This is a genomic window from Sulfitobacter sp. HI0129, from assembly GCF_001635395.1.
In the GTDB taxonomy this organism is placed as follows: domain Bacteria; phylum Pseudomonadota; class Alphaproteobacteria; order Rhodobacterales; family Rhodobacteraceae; genus Sulfitobacter.
Window position 1 is genome coordinate 1 of record NZ_LWGH01000878.1, and the last position, 1399, is coordinate 1399.

Genomic DNA, 1399 nt, shown 5'->3' on the forward strand with positions numbered 1-1399 from the left:
CCAGAGCCGCGCGATCTCTCGCTGGCCCACGGCAAGTTCATTGCGCGCCCAGTTGTATCGCGCGGTGATCAGGGTGATGAACCGCAGGCCGAGCCGCATCTGCGTCTTTCCCCCGGCCAGCGCATGGGCCCCGAGCGCCGTCAGCACGTCATATTTCTGCGAAGCCGACGTGGCCTTCGCGTTCTGCTGAGAAAGCATTATACTGTCCTGCATCGGGTACGCACCTGCTTGCGCGCACCAGTCTCAATGAAACGGTCTCTTGTCGGACCTGCGGGAAGCGGCCTCGTTCGACAACGCCGTTTCCTCTTCTTCCCTGATTTGCGTCCTGAAGCACGATTCTGTCAAGGAAAGAATTGAGACGCCCCTCTTTCCAACCCTATTTCGAATTAGAAATCGGTATTGCAGGTATTGGGGGTCATCCAGCATGTCCCCCATTTCGCCAGTTTTGTCCCCTGTTTCCGGGTATGGGGTCGAAAACCGCCCCCCTTCGCGACCCTGTTCCTACAGGGCGCTGCGCGCGGACGGGGAATCACTCGGCGCGCCTGTTCCCCTTATAAAACAAACGAAGCGCGGAATTTCAGTTTCACAATATTTACTCTTTTCAAAGGAAGCAAATCAGGCGTAAATCCGAAAACGTTATCATTTAGCGTTTTGTCACCCGGTTCACAGGGGTTCCCCGCGGGGAACCTGCCCACTCCAGGCCCAATCCAGAGGGAGCCCGCATGTTCACCCACGCCGATCTGGCCAAACTCCAAACCCAGTCGCTGAAGATGCAGGGATTCATCCGCCAGCAGACCTTTTCACCCGAGATGGAAAAGACGCTGCGGCGGTTCAGCTCTTGGGAAGTCGCCGAACTGATCCTGAAGATCAATCCCTCCACCCTGCGCGGGCGCCTCGCGGCGGATCCGTCGCTGCCGCAGGGACTGGTGGAGGAGGACGGCCGCCAGCGGTGGTATACCCTCGAAGAGATCAACGAGCTGCGGCGGCGTCTGCGGATCAAGAACCAGCCGCTCATGCCACCCCGCCCCGAGGGCAAGCGCGCGATCCGCGCGGCCATCGCCAACTTCAAGGGCGGGGCCGGTAAATCCACCGTGGCGCTGCATTTCGCCCATGCCGCCGCGCTGGACGGTTACCGCGTTCTCTGCGTCGATTTCGACCCGCAGGCCACGCTCAGTCACTCCATGGGTCTCAGCGACGTGCCGGAGGAATACACTGTCTGGGGCATCATGGCGCGCGATCTCATTCGCGAAACCGAACGGATGAACGCCACCTCCGCCGGCGCGGAAAGCGGCACCGCCCTGCCCCAGCGCAAGCTGCCGCCCTCCGTCACGGGCATGGGTCTGAACGGCCTGCGCATCACCGATTTCATCAAGCCGACCTGCTGGCCCACGATCGATCT

General features: G+C 61.0%; 1 protein-coding gene and 1 pseudogene. One reads left to right on the forward strand and one right to left on the reverse strand.

Annotated features, from left to right (window positions below):
- Window positions 1-198: pseudogene (locus A3764_RS20525) on the reverse strand (hypothetical protein); the annotation flags it as partial.
- Between the two features lie 524 nt (window positions 199-722).
- Between A3764_RS20525 and A3764_RS20530 the strand changes: the two are divergent.
- Window positions 723-1399 (forward strand): nucleotide-binding protein (locus A3764_RS20530; protein ID WP_150122345.1); only part of this gene is annotated, 677 nt, incomplete at its 3' end.